This is a genomic window from Pseudomonas sp. JC1203 (genome assembly GCF_056175065.1).
The window spans coordinates 183,999-206,161 of the sequence record NZ_JBWCAM010000007.1 but is presented as its reverse complement, the minus strand read 5'-3'; the positions used below and the strand labels follow the sequence as shown (position 1 = coordinate 206,161).

Here is a 22,163-nt window from a genome sequence, read left to right as displayed (position 1 = left end):
GTACCCCCGACGTTGTTGTGGGAGCGGGCTGGCCAGCGAGCTTTTATGGCCCCAACAGCGCGCGGGCAAGCCAGCTCCCACAGGATGTAGCAGCGGCGGGGCGGCCATCCGCCGCCGGCCGCGTCTCAGGATTTGGTGCGTGGTACCGGGGCGCGCTAACATTGGTGTCCATCCCCGAGTACTCCACCCATGCCCACCCCCAACGCCCGGTTCACCGAAGGCTCGATTGCGCGCCATGTGCTGGCCATGGCCAGCACCAGCGCGCTGAGCCTGCTGGCGGTGTTCATGGTGGATATCCTGACCCTGGTGTACGTGTCGCGCCTGGGCGACCAACGCCTGCTGGCGGCGGTGGGCCTGGCCAAGACCTTGATGTTCCTCAACGGCGCGTTCGCCGCCGGGGTGGTGATTGCCGGCGGCGCGCTGCTGTCCGAACGCATCGGCAAGCATGGCGGCCAGCGCCTGGCGCGGCTGGTGACGCACCTGTTGCTGATGGTGCTGGCAGTGGCGGCAGGCGTGGCGGCGCTGGAGTGGCTGGCCATGGCGCCGCTGGCGCGCTGGCTGGGTGCCGACCCCGGCGCCTATGCATCGGCCCGCGCGTTCGTGTGCATGACCCTGGCCGCCAGCGTGCCGGTGGCGCTGGCGCAGATGAGCGCGCAGTTGCTCAAGGCCCAGGGCCACGTGCGCCTGGCGCTGCTGGTACTGCTCAGCGGCGCACTGACCCTGGCGGTGGCCGACCCGCTGCTGATCCTGGGCCTGGGCATGGGCCTGCAAGGCGCGGGCTGGTCCTGCCTGCTGGCGGCGCTGGTGTCGATGCTGGTGGGGCTGTGCTGGCTCAAGCGCCACCTGGGCCTGGCGCTGCGCCTGAACGGCCGGTTACTGTGCCTGCACGTCAGCCGCACGGCGCGGCTAGCGGTGCCGGCAATGCTGGGCAACCTGGCCATGCCGGTGGGCATCAGCTACTTGATGATCACCCTGGCCGGGCTGGGCGCCTCGGCCTTGGCGGGCATGGCAGTGGTGGACCGGGTGCTGCAATTGGGCTACTGCGTCTATTTTGCCTTGCCCACCGCGCTGGTGCCGGTGCTGGCGCAGAACCTGGGCGCCGGCCGCCACGTCCGGGTGCGCCAGGCCATCGCCTTTACAGGCCGCTGGGTGGTCCTCTATGGTGTGGCGTTCTGGCTGCTGGTGCTGGCGGCAGGCCCGCTGGTGGCCGATTATTTCCAGCTGCAGGGCGCCGGCCGCGATATTTTCCTCACCGTGACCCGCCTGGGCATGGGCCTGTGGGTGCTGTTCGGCCTGGACTTCGTCGCCCAGCCGCTGTTCCTCACCCTCGGCCGCGCCTGGTGGGTGCCTACCTTCGGCTGGCTACGTGGCACCCTGGGCACCATGCCCTGGGTCTATGCCGGCGCCCATGCCCATGGCGGCAGCGGCGCGGTGCTGGGCATGTGGCTGGGCAACGCGGTGGTGGCGCTGCTGGCAATCGGCACCGCCTGGCGCCTGCTGCGCCGGGCCAATCAATGAATTCAAGTGCAACGGGTTTTTATGTCAGATACGGATAACCAGCACGACGCGGCGCAGCTGCCAGCCCCCAAGCGCCGGCGCGCGCCCAAGGGCGAGATGCGCCGCATGGCGTTGCTGGACGCGGCCACGCAAGTGTTCGCCAGGGACGGTTACCAGGGCGCGTCGATGCGGGACGTGGCCGACATCGCCGGCATCACCACCGTCGGCCTGCTGCATCATTTTCCCAACAAGGTGGCGCTGCTGCGGGCTTTGCTCGACCGTCGCGACCAGCGCGTGACCGAGCGTTTCAGCGAGCTGGAAACAGCGCCCACCCTCGATGGCTTCCTGCGCTTTTTGCGCATGAGCATGGGTTTCAGCGTGGAAGATGCGGCGGAATGCCAGGCGGCACTGATGATCAACGTCGAGAGCCTGTCGGACAAGCATCCGGCGTTTCCCTGGTACCAGGAGAAATTCGAAGTGGTGCATGGCCACGCCCAGGCGCACCTGGCGTCACTGGTGGCCAGCGGCGCGATTCGTGCGGACGTGCAGCCCGGGACGCTGGCCCTGGAGCTGTTCTCGGTGATGGATGGCTTGCAGATCCAGTGGCTCAGGGGGCGGGAAAGCGTCGACGTGATGCAGGTGTTCGACGCCTACCTGGGCCGCCTGGCCAAGGACCTGCAGCCTCATCCTTGAGGCTGCATCAATTGCTTAATAGGTCTGCGAGGTGGACACCTGCACGGCCTTGCGCAGTGGCAGCGGCAGCGGGTTGCTGTCGCGGGTGGTCAACTGCTCGGCGTACAGCGTGGTCAGCGTCTGGCTCAGCGACAGGTCGGCGGAGCTGGTGCCCACGCGGATCTTGAACTTGCCGGCATCGACGTTCCAGCTGTCGGTGTTGTCCACGTAGTAGGCCAGCGAACGCGAATCCAGTGGGATGCTCACGGTCTTGCTCTCGCCTGGCTGCAGGTACACCTTGGTGAAGCCCTTCAGCTCTTTCTCGGGGCGGTCGACGCTCGGGTTCACCGGCTGCACGTACAGCTGTGCCACTTCATAGCCGGCCTTGGAGCCGGTGTTGGTGATGGTGAATTTGGCGTTGACAGTGGCGCCTGGGGTCAGCACGTTGGTCGACAGTTTCAGGTCGCTGTAGCCGAAGGTGGTGTACGACAGACCGAAGCCGAACGGGTACAGCGGCTTGGTGTTGTTCTTGTCATACGCACGGTAGCCCAGGTACAGGCCTTCGCTGTAGGTCAGCTGGGTGAGGGCGTTGTCGCCACGGTACTGCGCCGGGTCCGGGTAGGAGGCGTAGCTGGCGTTGTCCTCGATTTTCTTGTCGATGGTGACTGGCAGTTTGCCCGACGGGTTGACCTTGCCGAAGATGATCTCCGCCAACGCCTGGCCGCCTTGCTGGCCTGGCAGCCAGGCTTCAAGGGTGGCGCCGACTTTTTTCGCCCATGGCTGCATGTTGGCGATACCGCCGCCGTGCATTACCACGATGGTGTTGGGGTTGGCCTTGGCTACCGCGGTAATCAGGTCAGCCTGCTGGTCAGGCAGGTCGAAACCATGGTCCGAGCCTTCGCCTTCGTTTTCGTAATTGGTGCCGGCAGACACCACCACCGCATCGTAGCTTGCCAGGTCTTTAGGCGCAGCCAGTGCCGCCCAGCTCATCTGCACGCCCGCCAGGCCGCCCAGGGCCGGGGTGAAGTTGCCTTGCACGCGCTCGTACTCAAGCTTCACGGTGTAAGGTTTGCCGGCGGTCAGCGAGGCGGTCTTGCCCGAGGTGACCATGGCGTTGACCACGTCGGAGGAGTACGGCACGCCGTCGCTCTGCAGCACCAGCACATCGTTCACCCACAGCTTGTACGGGCCGTCGGCGCGGACCTTGAACACTTGCGGGCCGGTGACGGTAGGCTTGATCACACCGGTGAAGCGCGCCGAGAACGCGCCGGCGGTGGGGGTGAAGCCCGACACGGTGGTGGTGCCGGCGTTGGTGACGTTGGTGCTGGTGGTCCAGTTCAGGTTGACGCCTGGCTCCACGCGGGTCAGCGCCGGGTCGCCGGAGAAGCTGGTGTTGGCGTAGTACTCGGCCTTGATGCCGGAGTTGCTGATGTCGCTTTCGCCGCTGGACGGCTGGTACCACACCGACGCCTGCGGGTTGAGGCTCAGGGCCGGCAGGTAGGTGACGTTGCTGCTGTCCGACGCCAGCTGCTGCAGGCCGCTGAGTTCGGTCACGTAGCTGTTGGGCGGCGAGTTGGCGGTGCCGAACGGCGAGCCCGGCGCCTGGTAGGCCCAGTCACCGATGACGGCAATCTTGGCAGTGCGCGCCAGCGGCAGCAGCGGGGCGCCGGCGCTGGTGTTCTCGTTGCGCAGCAGGATGGTGGATTCGCGCGCGGTGTCCAGCGCGGCCTTGGCGCCGTACTCGGTGTGGGTCAGGGTCTGCGCGGTGTTCAGGTGTTCCTGCAGGTCGTAGCTGACAATGCCGCGCAGGTTGCGCTTGACCTTGTCGTCGATCACGTTCTGGGTCAACTGGCCGCTGTACAGCAGTGGCAGCAGGTTGGCTTCAGTGAATTGCAGGCCCGACGGCATGTCGATGTCGGTGCCGGCCCAGGCGCCCTTGAACGCATCGTGAATGGCGTTGAAGTCGCTGATCACCATGCCCTGGTAACCCCATTCGCCCTTGAGCACGTCGGTGATCAGGTGATGGTTTTCACAGGCGTAGTCGCCGTTGACCTTGTTGAAGCCGCACATGATCGACGCCACGTTGGCGTTCTTGACCATCGACTCGAAGCCCGGCAGGTACATTTCACGCAGGGTGCGCTCGTCCACTACCACGTTCACCGCCTGGCGGTTGGCTTCCTGCTCGTTGGCCAGGTAGTGCTTGCCGCTGGCCTGGATGCCCTGGGCCTGGATGGCGTTGACCACGGCCGGGGCCAGCACGGCGCCCAGGAAAGGGTCTTCACCGCTCAGGTATTCGGCCGCGCGGCCGCCGTACGGGGTGCGGTACAGGTTGACGCCCGGGGACAGCATTTGCTGGCCGCCGGAGATGCGCGTCTCGTAGGCGATGGCCAGGCCGAATTCCTTGGCGCGGTTGATGCTCCAGGTGGCCGCGATAGCCGACTGCGACGGGTATTGCGCGCCGAAGGTGGCGTTGTTGACGTGCACGCCCATGGACGAGTCATACGCCACGGTGCCCTGGATGCCCCACTTGGTGAGCTTGGGGATCATGTGGCCGTCGTCGACGCGGGTGAAGTTGATCTTTTCCGACGTGCTCATGTTGTCGAGAATCGAGCTGACCCGCGCTTCCACCGCGTCACCGGTGGCCGGGGTGACTTCGGCCAGCGCCAGGTTGGCCTGGGCCACGCTGAAGGCCAGTACGCTGAGGCTCAGCGCCTGTTTGAATACCATGCTCATTGCTGTTGCTCCTGGCTGGGGGCGTCGTCGGTCACCACGGGGCTGTCCTGGACGGTGGCGGCGGTGGCCTGGGCGGCCTTGCTGACGTTGGCGGCGCCGGACAGTTGGTCGCGCTTGGCTTCCAGTTGTTCGCGAAGTTGTTCGTGGGTGTTGGTCGTGGAAGTTGTATCCGCCGCCAGCGCGCAGAAACTCTGGGCGCACAAGAGCACAGTGCCCATGACAGGCAACATGAGTCGGTTCATCGATTGATTCTCGATTGAAAGGTTAAATGATGGCACTTCGATGTTATGGCGAAGTTGCGCCGAAGTGTAAGTCCAGATGATGCCTTTAAAAGTTCAATGTTCGCAAAGATATTTTTCCGAACGGATAAAAATGGCCGAAAAAGCGATGAAGGGGCACGCGGGTGGGGGAATGCTACCAGCTGAATTCTTCATGAACAACGGAGATTAGTTATGTTTGCGTGCGTAAAAATGGCTATTTTCGGCAATGAAATGGTGTCTAATGGCTTAAGGCGGCAATTAATGGTCGTTTTGGTAAACCTAATTGCAGTTAGGTTTTAGCCTCTGGTAAGCTGTGTCAGCGTTGAAAAATACGCCTTCAAAGTTTAATTGTTTAATTTGAATTTATGACTCGCTTGGACGGTTCTGTGCGCGAAGTGCAGGCGTGCAAGTGTGTTTTTGTTATTCATGATTCATGGCCTGGCCATCGAGCGATGTAGTGTCCCCCGTCATCATTCTGAACGATTGCGTGCAACTCCCCACGCAACTGGAACTGTGCCAGTGGTTGGCCGAATATACTGAAGTCAAAGTCTCGGATATCAACCGGGCGCGAAAACTGTGCCTGGCGGAAACTGGCAGCGAAGATGACATTCTGCGCACCCTGGTGCGCCTGGGCGCGGTGCGCGACGACGAGGTGGCCCAGGCCTGCGCGGCCCTGCTGGGCGTGCCGCGCCTGGCGCTGGCAGAGCTGCCTGATGATGCAGCACCCCCGATGCTGGGCAGCGAGCGCTTTCTGCGCCACTACGGGCTGGTGGTGCTGGCTGCACAGCCGGGGCATATCGAGGTGGCTGCCAGCGCACCGCTGTCGGCTTATGCCCTGGACGCCCTGCGTTACTGTGCGCAACGCCCGCTGGCGCTGGCGGTTGCCACTGCCGCCGAGGTCAATACGCTGATCGAGCGTTTCCACGGCCAGGGCCGCAGTGCCATGGATGCGCTGATCGAATCCCTGGACGGCGACCAGGACGCGCAGGAAGACATCGAGCACCTCAAGGACCTGGCGTCCGAGGCCCCGGTGATTCGCCTGGTCAACCTTATCCTGCAGAAAGCCGTGCAGGACCGTGCCTCCGACGTGCACGTTGAACCGTTCGAAGACCAGCTGCAGGTGCGCTACCGCGTCGACGGCATGCTGGTGCAGGGCGAAGCGCCGCCGCCGAGCCTGGCTGCGGCGGTCATCTCGCGTTTGAAAATCATGGCCCGCCTGGACATTGCCGAGCGCCGCCTGCCGCAGGATGGCCGCATCATGTTGCGCATCCAGGGCAAGGAACTGGACCTGCGTGTGTCGACGGTGCCCACCAGTTTCGGCGAGTCGGTGGTGATGCGTTTGCTGGACCGCCAGACCGTGAGTTTCGATTTTCCCACCCTGGGTATTGATGGCCCGCGCCTGCGCAGCCTGCTGGAGTTGCTTGAGCGCCCACACGGTATCTTCCTGGTCACCGGCCCCACCGGCTCGGGCAAGACCACCACGCTGTACACCGCGCTGTCGCGCCTCAACACCGCCGAGCGCAAGATCATCACCGTCGAAGACCCGGTGGAATACCAGTTGCCGGGCATTAACCAGATCCAGGTGAAACCCGCCATTGGCCTGGATTTCCCGGGAGCGCTGCGCTCTATCGTGCGCCAGGACCCGGACGTGATCATGATCGGCGAGATGCGCGACCTGGAAACCTGCCGCATCGCCATCCAGTCCTCGCTCACCGGGCATTTGGTGCTGTCGACGCTGCACACCAACAGCGCCGCCGCCAGTATCACAAGGCTGCTGGACATGGGCGTGGAGCACTACCTGATTGCCTCGACCCTGCAGGGCATCCTCGCCCAGCGCCTGGTGCGGCGCCTCGACCCGGCGACCCGCGTGGCCTTCGAAGCACCGCCGGAGCTGATTGCCCGCCACCGCCTCGACCAGTACACCGCGCAGCGGCCCATTGTGCTGTACCGGCCGGCCACCGACAGCCCTGGCGGCGGTTACCACGGCCGCAGCGCCATCACCGAACTGCTGGTGATGAATGACGAACTGCGCAGCCTGCTGATGCGCCAGGCCGATGCCGCGACCCTCGAAGAGGCAGCGCGCCGCCACGGCCTGGTGACCCTGTACGAGGATGGCCTGCGCCAGGCCCTGGCTGGCATCACCTCGCTGGAAGAGGTGCTGCGCGTGGCACGCGGCGACTGACATGCAGACATTCCGTTACCGCGCATTGGCCGGCGATGGCACGGCCCACAAGGGCAGCCTCGACGCCGTCAGCGAGCAGGCCGCCGTGGCCCAGTTGCAAGGCCGTGGCTGGCTGGTACTGAGCCTTGAAGCCGGCAGCCCGCGCAGCGCCCGTGCCAGCCAGGCCATGAACGGCGCCGCCCTGGTCAGTTTCACCCAACAACTGGCCACCTTGCTGGGTGCCGGCCAGCCGCTGGAGCGTTCGCTGGGCATCCTGCTCAAGCAGACCCAGGAGGCCAAAGCCCGGGCGCTGATCGAACGCATCCGCGAACAGGTCAAGGCCGGCAAGCCGCTGTCCCAGGCGCTGGAAGAAGAGGGCGGGCAGTTCTCCACGCTGTACATCAGCATGGTCCGCGCCGGTGAGGCGGGCGGTGCGCTGGAAAACACTTTACGGCAGCTCAGTGATTACCTGGAACGCAGCCAGACCCTGCGTGGCGAGGTGATCAACGCGCTGATCTACCCGGCGTTTCTTGTCGTCGGCGTGCTCGGTTCCCTGGCCCTGCTGCTGGCCTATGTGGTGCCGCAGTTCGTGCCGATTTTCCGTGACCTGGGCGTGCCGATCCCGCTGATTACCCAAGTGATCCTGGCCATGGGCGAGTTTCTCAGCGCCTGGGGGCTGGTCGTTCTCGCCGCCTTTATCGTGGTTATCTGGGGCAGCGCCATCGCCTTGCGCGACCCGGCCCGGCGTCAGCGCAACGACCTGCGCCTGCTGAAGATAAAAGTCATCGGCCCGCTGCTGCAACGCATCGAGGCCGCGCGTCTGGCGCGCACCCTGGGCACCTTGCTCAGCAACGGCGTGGCCTTGCTGCAGGCGCTGCTGATTGTGCGCCAGGTGTGCAGCAACCGCGCCATCGTCGCCCAGGTGGAACAGGCCACCGACTGGGTCAAGGGCGGCGGCACCCTGGCCAGCGCCTTCGGCCAGCAGCCGCTGCTGCCGGAACTGGCCATCCAAATGATCGACGTCGGCGAACAGGCCGGCGAGCTCGACGGCATGCTGCTGAAAGTCGCCGACGTGTTCGACGTGGAAGCCAAGCGCGGCATCGACCGCATGCTCGCCGCCCTGGTACCCACCCTTACGGTGGTCATGGCGGTGATGGTTGCCGTGATCATGCTCGCCATCATGCTGCCGCTGATGAGCCTCACCAGTAACATTTAAAGGACCACACCCCATGAAAACCATGAACACGGGCCGCCGCCAGGGCGGTTTCACCTTGCTGGAAATGCTGGCAGTGATCGTGCTGCTGGGCATCGTCGCCACCATCGTCGTGCGGCAGGTGGGCGGCAACGTCGACAAGGGCAAATACGGCGCCGGCAAGGCGCAGCTGGCCAGCCTGAGCATGAAAGTCGAGAGCTACGCCCTGGACATGGGCGCACCGCCCGCCAACCTCAACCAGCTGGTGACCAAGCCTTCCACGGCAGGCAGTTGGGCCGGCCCGTACGCCAAACCTTCGGACTTGAAAGACCCGTTCGGCCACCCGTTCGGCTACCGCTTCCCCGGTGAGCACGGCAGCTTCGACCTGATCTTCTACGGCCAGGACGGCCAGCCAGGCGGCGAAGGCTACAACGCCGACCTGGGCAACTGGGAATAACCATGCAGCGTGCCCGCGGCTTCACCCTGCTGGAAATGCTCGTGGTCATCGTGCTCATCGGCGTGGCCGCAGGGCTGGTGGGCTATGGCTTGCAGCGCGGGTTGCACAGTGCCGGCGAGCGCAAGGCGCTGGCGCAGATGGTCGATGCCCTGCGCGCCTCGCGGGTGCAGGCGATTGTCACCGGGCAACCGGCGCGCACGCGCTTTGACCTGCGTGCGCGCACGGTGCAGGCGCCGGGCAAACCGGTGGCCCAGTGGCCCAGTGACTGGCAGGTGCGCCTGCAGACCGCCGATGGCCTGGGAGCCGGTTTCGAGTTCTACCCGGACGGCGGCGCCAGTGGCGGCAACGTGCTGATCAGCCAGGGCCAGCGCCGGTGGCGCATCGATGTCGCCTGGTTGACCGGCAACGTGCGCCTGCGCGACCTGCCATGAACCGTCAACAGGGGTTCACGCTGCTGGAAATGCTCGCGGCGCTGGCGGTGCTGGCGCTGTGCGCGACGGTGCTGCTGGGCGCCTTCGGCGAAAGCGCGCGCGCCTTGCAGCAGAGCGCGCGCAGTGACCGCCTGAACCTGGCGGCGCGCTCGCTGATGGACGAATTGGGCGAAGGCCCGCTGGCCAGCGGCCGCCGCCAGGGCCAATGGGGCGGCATCGCCTGGGCCTGCGACGTCAGTCAGGTGCCCTCGGTGGCCGGCGCGGCGCGGCTGTTCCGCCTGCAACTGACCCTGCAGGCCGACGGCCGCCAGGCGCAGTTCAGCACCTTGCGGGTGCGCGGCTCGTGAGGCGTGAGCGTGGTTTTACCTTGCTGGAAATTCTCGTGGTGCTGAGTTTGCTGGGCGTGCTGCTGGGCCTGGTAGGCACGGCACTGGTCAGCGCCAACCGCGCAGTCGCCAAGGCCCAAGTGTTCAGCGAACGCCTGGACGAGGTGCGCGGGGCGCAGAACTTTGTGCGCCGGGCCATCGGCCAGGCACTGCCGGTGGCCCAGGGCGAGCTCACGGCAAAGCCGGCGCGCTTCATTGGCCACGCCAGCGCCATGACCTTTTATGCGCCGCTGCCGGACTCGATTGGCGGCGGCCTGTACCAGCAGCAGTTGAGCCTGGTGCAGCAGCAACTGCAGGTGCGCCTGGCGCGCCTGGACGGCCAGGCCCTCAGCGCCTTTGGCGCGCCCCAGGTGCTGGTGCGTGGTGTGCAGCAGTTGGCTTTCAGTTACCGCGGGCTGTCGCCCCTGGCGCAGGACAGCGGTTGGCTGGCCGAGTGGCCGTGGCCCGAGCGCCTGCCGCGGGCGGTGCGCATCGAGGCGACGTTGAGCGGCGTGGTGCCCTGGGTGCGCGAGCAGGTCAGCCTGCGCCTGGACCTGGCCAGCGAGGCGGCGCCATGAACCGGCAACGCGGCGTGGCGCTGCTGCTGGTGCTGTGGGTGCTGGCGTTGCTGGGCACCTTGCTGGCGGCACTGGCCGGCACCGTGCAACTGCAGCACCGCCAGGCGCTGTGGCAGGCGGCCAATGCCCAGGCGCTGTTCGCCGCCGAAGCCGGCCTGGGGCAGGCGGTGATGGCCCTGCAGGGCCGTGACGTGCAGGCCCGCTGGCGCGCCGATGGCGCAGCGCATGCGCTGGTGTTCGATGGCGCGCAGGTGGCGGTCAGCGTGGTCAGCGAGCGCGGCAAGCTCGACCTCAATGCTGCGGCCCTGGGCGATGTGCGACGGCTGCTGAAGGCCTGCGGCGGCGCGCCCGAGTCTGCCGTCCAGGCCCTGCAGCGGCAGCGCAACGGCCCCGTGCCGCTGCGCACCCTGGACGAGTTGCGCGAGCTGCCGGGCATGACCTATGCGCTGTACCACTGTGCCTTGCCCTGGGTGACGGTGTGGTCTGGCCAGGCGCAACCCGACCCGGCGCTGGCGCCCGCGCCATTGGCCCAGGCCCTGGGCCTGCCGCGCGTGCGCAACAGCGGCGCCGAGCCGGGCCCGATTTTCACCGTGGTCAGCCAGGCAACCTTGCCCAGCGGCTACCACGCCACCTTGCAGGTAACCCTGATGTTGATCACGGCAAAGGAGGGCGCCAGGCCATACCGTGTCCTGCGCTGGCAAGAATGAACCTGAGCGGAATTCGTCGGCAGCTCGCCGACCTTCAACGCCGCTGGCAGGCCAGCCCGGCGCAGCGCTGGCTGCAACTGTGGCTGGACGAGCTGCTCGGCCTGCTGCCGCCCCCATGGCGTACGCGGTTGGCCGCAGCGCCTTTGACGCAACGGCTGGCGTGGCCGCTGCCTGACACCTTCGACCGGCGCTTGCCTGCCAGGCTGGTCTTGCCGGCGCACGAGTTCATGGCGCAGACCATCAGCCTGCCCGTTGCGGCCACGGCAGATTTGCAGCGGGTGCTGGCCTTCGAGATCGACCGCTACACGCCTTACCCGGCCGAGCAGGTGCAGTTCGCCGCGCGGGTCGAGGGCAGGCGTGGCGACACGGCGCAGGTGCTGCTTGTGGCTGTGCATCGCCAGCGGCTGCAAGCCATTCTCGATCACTGCCACGGGGCAGGTTTGCCGGTGGCCGGCGTTGATGCCCAAGGCGTTGACCTGCTGCCGGCCGAGTTGCGCCCCCAGGCGCCGGCCGCCTGGTTCAACCGCGTGCTGGCGTTGAGCGTCGTGGTGCTGCTGGGGGCGCTGATGCTGGTCGTGCTGAACGGCCGCCAGGCCAGCGTCGCGCGCATGCAGGCCGAGGTGCAGCAGCAACGCCAGCAGGTGCAGGCGCTGGAGCAACAGCGCCGCGAACTCACCGATACCCAGGGCGCCGCCAGCTACCTGGCGCGCCTCAAGCAGGCGCGCCCGACCCTGACGGCGCTGTTGACCGAGCTGACCCAGTGCCTGGGTGACGACACCTGGCTTGAACAGTTGGAGGTGCGCGATGGCGGCGAAGTGAACATCAGTGGCCAGAGCAAACATGCCAGCGCCTTGATCACCCGCGCCCACGCTTGCCACAGCCTGCAGGACCCGCGCTTCCAGGGTGTGATCCAGCCGGACGGAACCACCGGCAGCGAGCGGTTTTCGCTGGTTGCCCAACTGCCCCAGGAGGCCATCGATGCGCCGTCAACCCACGCGCCATGAGCGGCGCATTGCCGCCATGGCGCTGCTCGCGCTGCTGCTGTGGGCAGCGTGGCAGGTGCTGGTCGCCAGCTGGTTCGCCGCGCCCATGGCCGAGTTGGCTGAACAGGCGGCCACCCTGCAGGCCCAGCACCAGCGCTACGCCCGCGCGTTGGCCGAAGGGCCGGCCGTGCAGGCGGCGTTGGCCCAGGCCCGGCAGAACCCCAGCGCGCGGCGTAGCCTGCTGCCCGGCAATGACCCCAGTGCCGCGGCGGCCGACCTGATGCAGGCCGCCGTCGACCGGGTCAAGGCGGTGGCGGCACTTGGGCCTGGCTGTGAAGTTACCCAGCGCATGCCCATCGTGCCCGAAGCCGACAGCGGCCAGGCCTACCGCCAGGTTAAGGTCAGCCTGACCCTGGCCTGCGCCAGCGAGCCGTTGATGCAACTGCTGCACGGCCTGGAATATGGCCAGCCGTACCTGTTCGTCGAAGCGCTCAGCGTGCACCGCAACAGCGACGCACCGGCCGCAGGCGGCGCCGGGCGCCTGAGCGTGCAACTGCTGTTGCGCGGTTATCTCAGCGGCGCTGTTGCAGCGAAGGAGCCACAGCCATGACCCGCAAGCGCCTGTCGCTGTTGGCCGCCAATGCGCTGCTGCTGGCTGGGCTGACCTGGGCGTGGACAGCCCACGATCGCCCCGTGGCCTGGCTGCCCGCCGAGGGCAAGGCCCCTGTGCCGCCAGCCCCCACCGCGCCGCCGGCCATGGCGGACTTGCCTGAAGCCCAGCGCCAGCTGGCCTGGCAGCAGCCGCTGTTCAGCCCTGGCCGCCAACCCGACGCCGCCAGGACCGGCGCTGCGGCGCAGACCCTGGACGGCGTGCGCCTGAGCGGCGTGGTGGTGGACGGCCAGGCCAGCTGGGCGCTGTTGCGCCTGGCCGACCAGCGCTCGCTGAAACTGGCGCGTGGCTCTGCGCTGGACAGCGGCTGGGTGTTGAGCCAGGTCGAGGCCACCACCGCCACCTTCCAGCGCCAGGGCCAGTCCCGCACCTTGAGTCTGCCGGCGCCGCGCCTGCCAGCGTCGGCCGCCGTACCCCCCATTACCCTTCCACACGTAACGGCACCATGACCCACACCTATCGCCTCACCCCCCTTGCCGCGCGCCTGCGCACCCCTTCGCTGGGGCTGGCGGCCGCCCTGGCCCTGGCCGGTTGCGCCGGGCAATCCCAGGAACTGGCCAACGACCCGGCGCTGATGCATGAAGCCCTGAACGGCACCGGTGCGCAACGGCCCGTGCTGCCCCCCGCTGCGGCAGTCATGGACACGCCGGCGCCGGTCAAGGCGCCCGCCGCGCGGCAGATCATCACCGGCAACCAGCGCTTCATTCATTCCCAGGCCCCGGCGAAGGCTGCGGCGGGAGGGGAGGCCGGCGACATCATGTTCAATTTCACCGACCAACCCATCGAGGCGGTGATCAACACGGTGATGGGCGACCTGCTGCACGCCAACTACAGCATCGCCCAGGGCGTGAAGGGCAACGTCAGCTTCTCCACCTCCAAGCCGGTGAACAAGCAGCAGGCGCTGTCTATCCTGGAGACGCTGCTGTCGTGGAGCGACAACGCCATGATCCGCCAGGGCGACCGCTACGTGATTCTGCCCGCCGCCCAGGCGGTGGCCGGCAAGCTGGTGCCGGAGATGCCGGTGGCGCAGCCTACCAGCGGCCTGTCGGCACGGCTGTACCCGCTGCGTTATATCGCCGCCGGCGAGATGCAGAAACTGCTCAAGCCCTTCGCCCGCGACAACGCTTTCCTGCTGGTGGACCCTGCGCGCAACGTGCTGAGCCTGGCCGGCACGCCGCAGGAGCTGGCCAACTACCAGGACACCATCGACACCTTCGACGTCGACTGGCTCAAGGGCATGTCCATTGGCGTCTATGGCCTGCAGCATGCCTCGGTGGCCGAGCTGATGCCGCAACTGCAGAAGCTGTTCGGCCCCGACAGCGGCATGCCGTTGGCGAGCATGGTCAAGTTCATGCCCAACGAGCGCACCAATTCCATCGTCGCCATTTCGGCGCAGCCGGCCTACCTGCAGGAGGTGGGCGACTGGATCAAGACCATCGACGAAGGCGGTGGCAACGAGCCGCAGATGTATGTGTACGACGTACGTAATATGAAAGCTACGGACCTCGCCAAATACCTGCGGCAGATCTACGGCAACGGCGCCATCAAGGACGACAGCGCGGCCAAGGTGGCGCCGGGGCTGCGCACCACCACGCTGTCATCGCTCAATGGCACCAGCGGCACCAGCACTGCCACCGCTGCCACCGCTGGCTTGGCGACCCAAGGCAGCACAAGCCAGCAGGCCCAGGGCGACGACGACAGCGACAGCGACACCAGCGCCGACGACAGCGGCGCCGTTACCCAGGGCACGCAGAAAACCCTCGAAGAAAGCGTGCGCATCACCGCGCAGAAGGGCACCAACCAGCTGCTGGTGCGCACGCGGCCGGCGCAATGGAAGGAGATCGAGGCGGCCATCAAGCGCCTGGATAACCGCCCGCTGCAGGTGCAGATCGAGACGCGCATCCTTGAGGTGAAACTCACCGGTGAACTGGACCTGGGGGTGCAGTGGTACCTGGGCAAGCTGGCCGGCAACTCCACCAGCACCACGGTGGCCAACAGCAGTGGTTCGCAGGGCGCGCTAGGCGGTGGCGGGGCAGGGCTGGGGTCCACCGACTCGATGTTCTACTCCTTTGTCAGCAGCAACTTCCAGGTGGCCTTGCATGCGCTGGAAACCAGCGGCCGCACCCAAGTGCTGTCAGCGCCATCGCTGGTGGTGATGAACAACCAGCAGGCGCAGATCCAGGTCGGCGACAACATTCCCATCAGCCAGACCACGGTCAACACCAGCACCTCGGACACCACCCTGAGCAGCGTCGAATACGTGCAGACCGGGGTAATTCTTGACGTCACCCCGCGCATCAACCCCGGTGGCCTGGTGTACCTGGACGTGCAGCAGCAGGTCAGCGACGCCGACACCAGCAGCGTCACCACCAGCCAGCCCAACCCCAGCATCTCCACGCGCTCGGTGTCCACCCAGGTGGCGGTGCAGAGCGGCCAGACCGTGCTGCTGGGCGGGCTGATCAAGCAGGACAACAGCGAGACGGTGTCCAGCGTCCCCGGCCTTGGCCGCATTCCCGGTCTGCGCTGGTTGTTCGGCAGCACCAGCAAGGCCAAGGACCGCACCGAGCTGATCGTGCTGATCACCCCGCGCGTGGTCGCCAGTGCCAATGATGCGCGGCAGGCCACCGACGATTACCGGCAGCAGATGCAGTTGCTCAAGCCCTGAGGATATGTGGTGCCTGTGGACGCGGGGGGGGGGGGGGGCGGGCGGGGGGGGGGGGGGGGGGGGCGGGGGGAGCGGCCGGCCCGCTGCGGCCGCTGCTACGGGGATGCGGGGGGGGGGTACCTGTAGCAGCGGCCGCAGGCCGCGTCCACAGGCGCTGCGCCAACACGGCGCAGCGCGCACAAACCGAGTGCTCCACACCAGACCAATTGGTAAAAAACCAACTGCGCCTGGTTGCTATCCATTTGATCCACAAAGCCTTCTTCCCCTGGCACACATCCTGCTATCGCTGAACCCGGTCATGCCAAGGCATTTGCCTGCAGCTACTTATGGAGAAGTGATTGTGGAGCACTGTTCTTTCCCGCGTGTGTGGGCCCTTACCGCATTGACCCTGGCCGTTGCGCCCACCAGTTGGGCCGCTACCGGCCCCTCGGTGGCCGCCAACCCGCTGCCCGATGACACGCCCTGGTTCAACCAGGACGTCACCCTGATCGGCAGCAAGGACATCAGCTTCGGCCCCCGGCCTGCCGATGACATTTACCTTGAGTACGAGTACTACGGCCGCAAGGGCCCGTATGAGCTGTACGGCTACATTGACGCCCCCAAGGTGCTAGGCATCGGCAACAGCCATGACAGCGGCGAGTGGGACAAGGGTTCGCCGGTGTTCATGGAGCACGAACCGCGCATTTCCATCGACGAACTCACCGGCCACGCGCTGGGCTTCGGGCCGTTCAAGGAGTTCTACCTGGCGTTCGACTGGATCTACGACATGGGCCACACCAAGGCCGACCGCGCCAACACCCTGTACAGCGGCCTGGGCACCGACATCAAGACCGGCACCCCGGTGATTCTCTCGGCCAACCTGTACGCGCGCCGGCAATGGGAAAACTACGGCGCCGCCAACGAGAATTCCTGGGACGGCTACCGGGCGCAGCTCAAGTACATTTTGCCGCTCAAGCACTTCGACAACGGCGCCTCGCTGACCTACATCGGCTTCACCAACTATGACTTCGGCTCCGACCTGCACGAGGAGGCCGGCGCTTCGCGCACCGCCAACGCCACGGTGGCCACCAACGTGCTGCTGTACAACTTCAAGCACCTGCGGCTGATGGCGGCCGGGCGCTACTTCCACAACGGCGGGCAGTGGAAGGACGGCACCGAACTGAACTTCGGCGACGGCAATTTCAACGCCCGTTCCACGGGCTGGGGCTACTACTTCGGGGTGGGCTACCAATTCTGATCTGGCTTGGCGGCGCGCCGCCGGTTATCGTCTGGCGGATGACTTACTGGTGAAGTATTTCCATGGAGGGTGTACATGCAGTCCCAACCTGTTGAAGTAGTCGCAGCCGTGCATGATGGCTGGCTGGCGCAGGAGGTCATCCGCATAAAACGCGACGGCGGGGCGTTGGCAGCGGCCGATATCCGCCGTTTCGTGGCCGGCATCGCCAACGCCAGCCTCAGCGAGGGCCAGGTGGCGGCGTTCGCCATGGCGGTGTGCCTGCGCGGCATGAACCTGGATGAGCGCATCGCCCTGACCACCGCCATGCGCGACTCCGGCCAGGTGCTGCGCTGGCAATTGCCGGGGCCGGTAGTGGACAAGCACTCCACCGGCGGCGTCGGCGATTTCGTCAGCCTGGTGCTGGCACCCCTGTTGGCGGCGTGCGGCTGCTACGTGCCGATGATTTCCGGGCGCGGCCTGGGCCACACCGGCGGCACCCTGGACAAGCTCGACAGCATTCCCGGCTACAACCTGCAGCCCAGCGCCATGCAATTGCGCGAGGTAGTCGCCACGGTCGGCTGCGCCATCATCGGCCAGACCGCCGACCTGGCGCCGGCCGACCGCCGCCTGTACAGCATTCGCGACGTGACCGCGACGGTAGAGTCCATCGACCTGATCACCGCCTCGATCCTGGCCAAGAAGCTGGCAGCCGGCCTGGATGTGCTGGTAATGGACGTGAAAACCGGCAACGGCGCCTTCATGGTCGCCGAGCAGGACGCCCAGGCCCTGGCCGCCAGCATCGTCGCCGTGGCCAACGGCGCCGGCGTGCCGACCCGCGCGCTGGTCACCGACATGAACCAGCCGTTGGCACGCAGCGCCGGCAATGCCCTGGAGGTGGCCGAGGCCATTGCTCTGTTGCACGGCCAGGTCCATAGCACACGGCTGTGGGAGGTGACCCTGGCCCTGGGCGTGGAGGCGCTGGTGGCCGCAGGCGTGGCCGGCAACCCCGACGCGGCGCGGGCGCAGTTATTACATGCGTGGCACAGCGGCGCGGCGCTGGGGCGTTTTCAGCAAATGGTCAGCGCCCTGGGTGGCCCGGCCGACCTGGTGCAGCGCCCCGGCCATTACCTGCCGCAGGCACCGGTGAGACGCCCGGTCTGGCCTGCCGAGCCAGGCCAGGTCCATGCCATAGACACCCGCGCGGTGGGCATGGGCGTGGTGCAACTGGGCGGCGGCCGCCGCCATCCTGACGATGTGTTGGACCTGTCGGTGGGCTACAGCGACCTGGCATTCGTCGGCGAAACGGTGGGGCCCCAGCGGCCACTGGGCTGGGTGCACGCGGCCTGCGAGGCGGCGGCCGACACCGCGGCCCAGGCGCTGCGCCAGGCTTATTGCGTGGGGCCGCCTGGCCAGCCGTTTTTGTTGACCGAACGATCAATTGTACGTGTACCAACATCCGGGCTCGCTCCGCCGGCCAGTTACGGCTAACCTATGCCGGCAACTCCCAGCCCCGGGGCCAATGAGGGACCCCGGGCTGCATCCGCATGCCCAGATTTGAGGAATAAAAATGGCCAAGGCCGCAGATGTCGTCGTTCAATGCCTGGAAAACGAAGGCGTCGAATATGTGTTCGGTATTCCAGGTGAAGAAAACCTGGACCTGCTTGAATCCCTGCGCAAATCGCCGATCAAGCTGATTTTGACTCGTCACGAGCAATCGGCCGGCTTCATGGCTGCCACCTACGGCCGCCTGACGGGCAAGACTGGCGTCAGCCTGTCCACCCTGGGCCCGGGCGCCACCAACCTGGTGACCGCTGGCGCCTATGCCTACCTGGGCGGCATGCCCATGCTGATGATCACCGGCCAAAAGCCGATTAAAAAGTCCAAGCAAGGCCGCTTCCAGATTCTGGACGTGGTCGGCATGATGCAACCACTGACCAAGTACACGCATCAACTGGCTTCCGCCGACAACATCCCGTCGCGCGTTCGTGAAGCCTTCCGCCTGGCCGAAGAAGAAAAACCCGGTGCCGTGCACCTGGAACTGCCAGAAGACATCGCTGCCGAGCAGACCGACAGCATGCCGATCACCCCAAGCCTGCACCGTCGCCCGCTGGCCGAAAACAAGGCCATCGAAGCTGCCGTTGCCAAGCTCAAGGCTGCCCGCGCACCTATCCTGGTGATCGGCGCCGGCGCCAACCGCAAGATGACCGCCAAGGTCCTGCGCCAACTGATCGACAAGACCAACGTGCCATTTGTCACCACGCAAATGGGCAAGGGTGTGGTCGACGAGCGCCACCCGCGCTTCCTGGGCAACGCCGCGCTGTCGGCCGGTGACTTCGTGCACCGCGCTGTAGAAGCGGCCGACCTGATCGTCAACATCGGCCACGACGTGATCGAGAAACCGCCGTTCTTCATGGTGCGTGGCGGTACCGAAGTCATCCACATCAACTTCCGTTCGGCTGAAGTGGACCCGGTGTACTTCCCGCAGATCGAAGTGGTGGGCGACATCGCCAACGCCGTATGGCAGATCAGCGAAGCCCTGGAGCCCCAGCCGCACTGGGACTTCAGCCGCCTGATGACCATCCGCGAGGCCAACGAAGGCCAGATCGCCGAAGGCGCCGACGACAACCGCTTCCCGATCTACCCGCAGCGCATGGTCGCCGACGTCCGTCGCGCCTTGCCTTCGGAAGGCATCGTGGCGCTGGACAACGGTATCTACAAGATCTGGTTCGCGCGCAACTACAAGGCCCACAAGCCTAACACCGTGCTGCTGGACAACGCCCTGGCGACCATGGGCGCCGGCCTGCCGTCGGCCATGGCCTCGCACCTGGTGTACCCGGACCGTCCGGTGGTTGCCGTGTGCGGCGACGGCGGCTTCATGATGAACAGCCAGGAACTGGAAACCGCGGTACGCCTGAAGATGAACCTCACCGTCATCATCCTGCGTGACGACGGCTACGGCATGATCCGCTGGAAACAGTCGAACATGGGCTTCACCGACTACGGCCTGGACTACGGCAACCCGGACTTCGTTATGTACGCGCAGTCCTACGGTGCCAAGGGCCACCGCGTGGAAAGCGCCGAAGGCTTCCTGCCGCTGCTGGAACAGTGCCTGTCCACCCCGGGCGTGCACGTGATCGACTGCCCGGTCGATTACTCCGAGAATGACTTCATTCTCAACAGCGAACTCAAGCGCCGCAGCGCGCTGGTGTAAGCACCCCTGACGCGGCCTGGCGGCCATCCGCCGCCAGGCTGTGTCTTGCATTTTTCCCTCCTGCGTTGACCTGAAATACTTTCAATATCGCCACTTTCTTCCCCGGAAGTGCAGTTGAAGTATCCCGCACTATTGTCGTCGATGGCGGCAACACTCAATGCCCCGCTGCGCTAATTAACCTCGAAGTGCAGGCACATTGTTAATGAAATGAAACAGGGTGCTGTTTTAATCCAATGTGCTGAAAGTTGCGCGTTGGATCCGTTTTCGCGGCGTTCTGTAAAACATTGATGGTGCAATGGTTATTATAAATTGGTCTGAGAAGTGCGTCTGTCGAATCATTGGAGCATGAGTAGCGAAGTTGCCAAGTACCCATAGGGGGACTAAGGTAAATGCTATTTCTACAGGAGTTTGGCGGAGGGCGGGCGGTAGCGATTATTGCCTGGCTAACTAAGGTGGAGATAACGATGAAAATATCCACGATGATAGTGCTGGTTGTTCCATTAATGGTTGTTTCCGGCCTGGCCTATGGTGAGGACACCGACAATACCTCCGGCGCCCTGGACGCTAGCGTCCTGACCCTGACCCACGACAGCAAGGCGGCAGGCATTGAACATGGCGACGACACCAGGGGTGGGCGCCCAACCGTCCAGAGCACCAGCGCCGGCAAACCCTGAGGGTGAAGCGGTTACCGCGCTGTGCCAGTGGCTGGGGCACCATGCGGGCTTGAAGCCTGCCGACCTTGAACGCGCCACGCGCCTGGCACCGCCAGGCAACCCGCATCTGGCCTTGCCGGGCCTGCTGACTCGGCTGGGCATTGTCTCCGAGCCGGAAATGGCCCGGGGTTGGGCGGCGGTGCTGCAGCTGCCACTGCAGGCCGCCGACACAGCCCCTGTCAGCCTCGACCCTGTGCCTGCGCTGAGCGAGCGGTTTCTGCGCCACCACCACCTGGTGCCGCTGGCCTGGGCCGACGGCCAGCTGCAGGTGGTGGTGAGCGAGCCGGCCGATGGCTACCCGTTGCGCGCGGTGGCGTTCGCCTGCCAGTGCCCGGTGCAGCCGCGGGTGGGTACGCGCAGCGACGTCGACAGCTTGATAGAGCGCTATTACGGGCAGGGGCGCTCGGCCATGGGCAGCCTGATCGAGAACCTCGACGGCGGCACTGGCGAGCAGGCCGACGACATTGAACACCTGAAGGACCTGGCCAGCGAGGCGCCGGTGATCCGCATGGTCAACCTGATTTTGCAGCGCGCGGTGGAACAGCGCGCCTCTGACATTCACATCGAACCCTTCGAAAGCCAGTTCAAGGTGCGCTACCGCATCGACGGCGTGCTGCTGGACGGCGAGGCGCCGCCGGCCACCTCGGCGCCGGCGGTCATCAGCCGGGTGAAGATCATGGCGCGCCTGGACATCGCCGAACGCCGCCTGCCCCAGGACGGCCGCATCATGCTGCGCATGCAGGGGCGCGAGCTGGACCTGCGCGTGTCGACAGTGCCCACCAGTTTCGGCGAGTCGGTGGTGATGCGCCTGCTGGACCGCCAGACGGTGAACTTCGACCTGCCCAGCCTGGGCTTCGATGGCGAACGCCTGCAGGGTTTCCTGGCCATGCTGGAGCGGCCCCACGGCATCCTGCTGGTGACCGGGCCCACCGGCTCGGGCAAGACCACCACGCTGTACACCGCGTTGACCCGGCTCAACACCAGCGAGCGCAAGATCATTACCGTCGAAGACCCGGTGGAGTACCAGATCGAGGGCATCAACCAGATCCAGGTCAAGCCCGCCATCGGCCTGGATTTTGCCGCCACCTTGCGCTCTATCGTGCGCCAGGACCCGGACGTGATCATGATTGGCGAGATGCGCGACCTGGAAACCTGCCGCATCGCCATCCAGTCCTCGCTCACCGGGCATTTGGTGCTGTCGACGCTGCACACCAACAGCGCCGCCGCCAGCATCACGCGGCTGCTGGACATGGGCGTGGAAAGCTACATGATTGCTTCCACGGTGATCGGCATCCTCGCCCAGCGCCTGGTGCGCCGGCTCGACCCGCAGTATGCGCAGGCGTTCGAGGCGCCGCCGGCGCTGGTGGCCGAGCATGGGCTTGAGCGTTTTACCGGGCAGCGGCCGATTCTGCTGTACCGGCCCCAGGCCGACGCCCCGGGCGGTGGTTACCGCGGGCGTTGCGCCATTACCGAGCTGCTGGTGATGAACGATGAGCTGCGCGGCCTGCTGATGAACCACGCCGACGCCGCTACTTTGGAACAGGCGGCGCGCCGCGGCGGCCTGCGCACCCTGTACGAAGACGGCCTGCGCCAGGCGCTGGCCGGCACCACTTCGCTGGAAGAGGTGCTGCGCGTCACGCGCAGCGAGTGAA

20 protein-coding genes are annotated in these 22,163 nt (G+C 66.1%); 18 read left to right on the top strand and 2 right to left on the bottom strand.

The genetic code is table 11. From position 1 onward, the window contains the following. Positions 1–189: 189 nt before the first annotated feature. Both AC0SZ7_RS13035 and AC0SZ7_RS13030 read left to right on the top strand, forming a co-directional pair. Positions 190–1,518, top strand: a complete 1,329-nt coding sequence (locus AC0SZ7_RS13035; RefSeq protein ID WP_475504796.1) for an MATE family efflux transporter — start codon at positions 190–192, stop codon at positions 1,516–1,518. Positions 1,519–1,539: 21 nt separating this feature from the next. Beyond that, positions 1,540–2,190, top strand: coding sequence for a TetR/AcrR family transcriptional regulator (locus AC0SZ7_RS13030; protein ID WP_475504795.1), 651 nt, complete (start codon positions 1,540–1,542; stop codon positions 2,188–2,190). 15 nt (positions 2,191–2,205) lie between these two features. Here the strand turns inward: AC0SZ7_RS13030 and AC0SZ7_RS13025 are convergent, their stop codons facing one another. Together AC0SZ7_RS13025 and AC0SZ7_RS13020 are read right to left on the bottom strand one after the other, a co-directional pair. Beyond that, positions 2,206–4,902 (bottom strand): beta-glucosidase, encoded by a 2,697-nt coding sequence (locus AC0SZ7_RS13025; protein ID WP_475504794.1) that lies wholly within the window; start codon positions 4,900–4,902, stop codon positions 2,206–2,208. Next, a complete protein-coding gene (locus AC0SZ7_RS13020) occupies positions 4,899–5,132 on the bottom strand; it encodes a hypothetical protein (RefSeq protein WP_475504861.1) in 234 nt (77 codons plus the stop codon). The genes AC0SZ7_RS13025 and AC0SZ7_RS13020 overlap by 4 nt, the downstream gene beginning before the upstream one ends. 463 nt (positions 5,133–5,595) lie before the next feature. On the opposite strand from AC0SZ7_RS13020, the gene gspE (AC0SZ7_RS13015) reads away from it, so the two are divergent. The 16 genes from gspE (AC0SZ7_RS13015) (at position 5,596) to gspE (AC0SZ7_RS12940) (ending at position 22,162) form a co-directional block, all read left to right on the top strand. After that, positions 5,596–7,344, top strand: a complete 1,749-nt coding sequence (gene gspE, locus AC0SZ7_RS13015; protein ID WP_475504793.1) for a type II secretion system ATPase GspE — start codon at positions 5,596–5,598, stop codon at positions 7,342–7,344. Between the two features lies 1 nt (position 7,345). Further along, a complete protein-coding gene (gene gspF, locus AC0SZ7_RS13010; RefSeq protein WP_475504792.1) occupies positions 7,346–8,539 on the top strand; it encodes a type II secretion system inner membrane protein GspF in 1,194 nt (397 codons plus the stop codon). A 22-nt stretch (positions 8,540–8,561) separates the two neighbouring features. After that, a complete protein-coding gene (gene gspG, locus AC0SZ7_RS13005) occupies positions 8,562–8,972 on the top strand; it encodes a type II secretion system major pseudopilin GspG (protein ID WP_475504372.1) in 411 nt (136 codons plus the stop codon). A 2-nt stretch (positions 8,973–8,974) separates the two neighbouring features. Further along, on the top strand, positions 8,975–9,403 hold the full coding sequence (locus tag AC0SZ7_RS13000; protein WP_475504791.1) for a prepilin-type N-terminal cleavage/methylation domain-containing protein: 429 nt from the start codon (positions 8,975–8,977) through the stop codon (positions 9,401–9,403). Beyond that, positions 9,400–9,750: a prepilin-type N-terminal cleavage/methylation domain-containing protein gene (locus AC0SZ7_RS12995; protein WP_475504790.1), complete on the top strand. Its 351-nt coding sequence runs from the start codon at positions 9,400–9,402 to the stop codon at positions 9,748–9,750. Before AC0SZ7_RS13000 ends, AC0SZ7_RS12995 begins: the two co-directional genes overlap by 4 nt. After that, positions 9,747–10,346: a prepilin-type N-terminal cleavage/methylation domain-containing protein gene (locus AC0SZ7_RS12990; RefSeq protein ID WP_475504789.1), complete on the top strand. Its 600-nt coding sequence runs from the start codon at positions 9,747–9,749 to the stop codon at positions 10,344–10,346. Before AC0SZ7_RS12995 ends, AC0SZ7_RS12990 begins: the two co-directional genes overlap by 4 nt. Beyond that, positions 10,343–11,053, top strand: a complete 711-nt coding sequence (locus AC0SZ7_RS12985; RefSeq protein WP_475504788.1) for a type II secretion system minor pseudopilin GspK — start codon at positions 10,343–10,345, stop codon at positions 11,051–11,053. Before AC0SZ7_RS12990 ends, AC0SZ7_RS12985 begins: the two co-directional genes overlap by 4 nt. Further along, positions 11,050–12,057: a type II secretion system protein GspL gene (locus tag AC0SZ7_RS12980; protein ID WP_475504787.1), complete on the top strand. Its 1,008-nt coding sequence runs from the start codon at positions 11,050–11,052 to the stop codon at positions 12,055–12,057. Before AC0SZ7_RS12985 ends, AC0SZ7_RS12980 begins: the two co-directional genes overlap by 4 nt. Continuing rightward, complete coding sequence (gene gspM, locus AC0SZ7_RS12975) at positions 12,032–12,646, top strand: type II secretion system protein GspM (protein ID WP_475504786.1); 615 nt, start codon at positions 12,032–12,034, stop codon at positions 12,644–12,646. The genes AC0SZ7_RS12980 and gspM overlap by 26 nt, the downstream gene beginning before the upstream one ends. Continuing rightward, complete coding sequence (locus AC0SZ7_RS12970; RefSeq protein ID WP_475504785.1) at positions 12,643–13,155, top strand: type II secretion system protein N; 513 nt, start codon at positions 12,643–12,645, stop codon at positions 13,153–13,155. The genes gspM and AC0SZ7_RS12970 overlap by 4 nt, the downstream gene beginning before the upstream one ends. Next, complete coding sequence (gspD, locus tag AC0SZ7_RS12965) at positions 13,152–15,371, top strand: type II secretion system secretin GspD (protein WP_475504784.1); 2,220 nt, start codon at positions 13,152–13,154, stop codon at positions 15,369–15,371. Before AC0SZ7_RS12970 ends, gspD begins: the two co-directional genes overlap by 4 nt. 430 nt (positions 15,372–15,801) lie before the next feature. Then, entirely contained in the window at positions 15,802–16,608 is an 807-nt protein-coding gene (locus AC0SZ7_RS12960; protein ID WP_475504860.1) for a nucleoside-specific channel-forming protein Tsx, read from the top strand. Between the two features lie 75 nt (positions 16,609–16,683). Beyond that, a complete protein-coding gene (deoA, locus tag AC0SZ7_RS12955; protein ID WP_475504783.1) occupies positions 16,684–18,075 on the top strand; it encodes a thymidine phosphorylase in 1,392 nt (463 codons plus the stop codon). A 79-nt stretch (positions 18,076–18,154) separates the two neighbouring features. Then, positions 18,155–19,798 (top strand): acetolactate synthase large subunit, encoded by a 1,644-nt coding sequence (locus AC0SZ7_RS12950; protein WP_475504782.1) that lies wholly within the window; start codon positions 18,155–18,157, stop codon positions 19,796–19,798. Positions 19,799–20,262: 464 nt separating this feature from the next. Further along, entirely contained in the window at positions 20,263–20,472 is a 210-nt protein-coding gene (locus tag AC0SZ7_RS12945; protein WP_475504781.1) for a hypothetical protein, read from the top strand. Further along, positions 20,411–22,162, top strand: coding sequence for a type II secretion system ATPase GspE (gspE, locus tag AC0SZ7_RS12940; RefSeq protein ID WP_475504780.1), 1,752 nt, complete (start codon positions 20,411–20,413; stop codon positions 22,160–22,162). The genes AC0SZ7_RS12945 and gspE (AC0SZ7_RS12940) overlap by 62 nt, the downstream gene beginning before the upstream one ends. Position 22,163 lies beyond the last annotated feature (1 nt).

Coding starts and splice junctions, on each gene's coding strand:
- AC0SZ7_RS13025 (WP_475504794.1), bottom strand. CDS start 4,902: ATGAGCATGGTATTCAAACAGGCGCTGAGCCTCAGCGTACTGGCCTTC.
- AC0SZ7_RS13035 (WP_475504796.1), top strand. CDS start 190: ATGCCCACCCCCAACGCCCGGTTCACCGAAGGCTCGATTGCGCGCCAT.
- gspM (WP_475504786.1), top strand. CDS start 12,032: ATGCGCCGTCAACCCACGCGCCATGAGCGGCGCATTGCCGCCATGGCG.
- gspE (WP_475504793.1), top strand. CDS start 5,596: ATGGCCTGGCCATCGAGCGATGTAGTGTCCCCCGTCATCATTCTGAAC.
- AC0SZ7_RS13030 (WP_475504795.1), top strand. CDS start 1,540: ATGTCAGATACGGATAACCAGCACGACGCGGCGCAGCTGCCAGCCCCC.
- AC0SZ7_RS12980 (WP_475504787.1), top strand. CDS start 11,050: ATGAACCTGAGCGGAATTCGTCGGCAGCTCGCCGACCTTCAACGCCGC.
- AC0SZ7_RS12985 (WP_475504788.1), top strand. CDS start 10,343: ATGAACCGGCAACGCGGCGTGGCGCTGCTGCTGGTGCTGTGGGTGCTG.
- AC0SZ7_RS13000 (WP_475504791.1), top strand. CDS start 8,975: ATGCAGCGTGCCCGCGGCTTCACCCTGCTGGAAATGCTCGTGGTCATC.
- AC0SZ7_RS12995 (WP_475504790.1), top strand. CDS start 9,400: ATGAACCGTCAACAGGGGTTCACGCTGCTGGAAATGCTCGCGGCGCTG.
- AC0SZ7_RS12970 (WP_475504785.1), top strand. CDS start 12,643: ATGACCCGCAAGCGCCTGTCGCTGTTGGCCGCCAATGCGCTGCTGCTG.
- gspD (WP_475504784.1), top strand. CDS start 13,152: ATGACCCACACCTATCGCCTCACCCCCCTTGCCGCGCGCCTGCGCACC.
- AC0SZ7_RS12945 (WP_475504781.1), top strand. CDS start 20,263: ATGAAAATATCCACGATGATAGTGCTGGTTGTTCCATTAATGGTTGTT.
- AC0SZ7_RS12950 (WP_475504782.1), top strand. CDS start 18,155: ATGGCCAAGGCCGCAGATGTCGTCGTTCAATGCCTGGAAAACGAAGGC.
- gspF (WP_475504792.1), top strand. CDS start 7,346: ATGCAGACATTCCGTTACCGCGCATTGGCCGGCGATGGCACGGCCCAC.
- gspE (WP_475504780.1), top strand. CDS start 20,411: ATGGCGACGACACCAGGGGTGGGCGCCCAACCGTCCAGAGCACCAGCG.
- deoA (WP_475504783.1), top strand. CDS start 16,684: ATGCAGTCCCAACCTGTTGAAGTAGTCGCAGCCGTGCATGATGGCTGG.
- AC0SZ7_RS13020 (WP_475504861.1), bottom strand. CDS start 5,132: ATGTTGCCTGTCATGGGCACTGTGCTCTTGTGCGCCCAGAGTTTCTGC.
- gspG (WP_475504372.1), top strand. CDS start 8,562: ATGAACACGGGCCGCCGCCAGGGCGGTTTCACCTTGCTGGAAATGCTG.